The organism is Streptomyces sp. NPDC088817, from assembly GCF_044750345.1.
Lineage (GTDB): Bacteria > Actinomycetota > Actinomycetes > Streptomycetales > Streptomycetaceae > Streptomyces.
Window position 1 is genome coordinate 1 of sequence record NZ_JBIVJN010000049.1, and the last position, 1,413, is coordinate 1,413.

The 1,413-nt window shown below is 56.4% G+C and carries 1 rRNA gene; it reads left to right on the forward strand.

What is annotated here, in order from left to right:
• Positions 1-1,391 (forward strand): 23S ribosomal RNA (locus tag ACIP4X_RS35755); the annotation flags it as partial.
• Positions 1,392-1,413: the final 22 nt, after the last annotated feature.

Below are 1,413 nucleotides of genomic sequence, written 5' to 3' on the forward strand. Positions count from 1 at the left end.
TGAGACCTGATGCCGAGCCGATTGTGGTGAAGTGGATGATCCTATGCTGTCGAGAAAAGCCTCTAGCGAGTTTCATGGCGGCCCGTACCCTAAACCGACTCAGGTGGTCAGGTAGAGAATACCGAGGCGTTCGGGTGAACTATGGTTAAGGAACTCGGCAAAATGCCCCCGTAACTTCGGGAGAAGGGGGGCCACGTCTGGTGATCCGTTTTGCACGGTGAGCTGGGGGTGGCCGCAGAGACCAGCGAGAAGCGACTGTTTACTAAAAACACAGGTCCGTGCGAAGCCGTAAGGCGATGTATACGGACTGACGCCTGCCCGGTGCTGGAACGTTAAGGGGACCGGTTAGCTCCATTTCGGTGGGGCGAAGCTGAGAACTTAAGCGCCAGTAAACGGCGGTGGTAACTATAACCATCCTAAGGTAGCGAAATTCCTTGTCGGGTAAGTTCCGACCTGCACGAATGGCGTAACGACTTCTCGACTGTCTCAACCATAGGCCCGGTGAAATTGCACTACGAGTAAAGATGCTCGTTTCGCGCAGCAGGACGGAAAGACCCCGGGACCTTTACTACAGTTTGATATTGGTGTTCGGTTCGGCTTGTGTAGGATAGCTGGGAGACTTTGAAGCCGTCACGCCAGTGGTGGTGGAGTCGTCGTTGAAATACCAGTCTGGTCGTGCTGGATGTCTAACCTGGGTCCGTGATCCGGATCAGGGACAGTGTCTGATGGGTAGTTTAACTGGGGCGGTTGCCTCCTAAAGAGTAACGGAGGCGCCCAAAGGTTCCCTCAGCCTGGTTGGCAATCAGGTGTTGAGTGTAAGTGCACAAGGGAGCTTGACTGTGAGACCGACGGGTCGAGCAGGGACGAAAGTCGGGACTAGTGATCCGGCGGTGGCTTGTGGAAGCGCCGTCGCTCAACGGATAAAAGGTACCCCGGGGATAACAGGCTGATCTTCCCCAAGAGTCCATATCGACGGGATGGTTTGGCACCTCGATGTCGGCTCGTCGCATCCTGGGGCTGGAGTCGGTCCCAAGGGTTGGGCTGTTCGCCCATTAAAGCGGTACGCGAGCTGGGTTTAGAACGTCGTGAGACAGTTCGGTCCCTATCCGCTGTGCGCGTAGGAGTCTTGAGAAGGGCTGTCCCTAGTACGAGAGGACCGGGACGGACGAACCTCTGGTGTGCCAGTTGTTCTGCCAAGGGCATGGCTGGTTGGCTACGTTCGGGAGGGATAACCGCTGAAAGCATCTAAGCGGGAAGCCTGCTTCGAGATGAGGACTCCCACCCACTTGATGGGGTAAGGCTCCCAGTAGACGACTGGGTTGATAGGCCGGATCTGGAAGCACGGTAACGTGTGGAGGTGACCGGTACTAATAGGCCGAGGGCTTGTCCTCAGTTGCTCGCGTCCACTGTGTT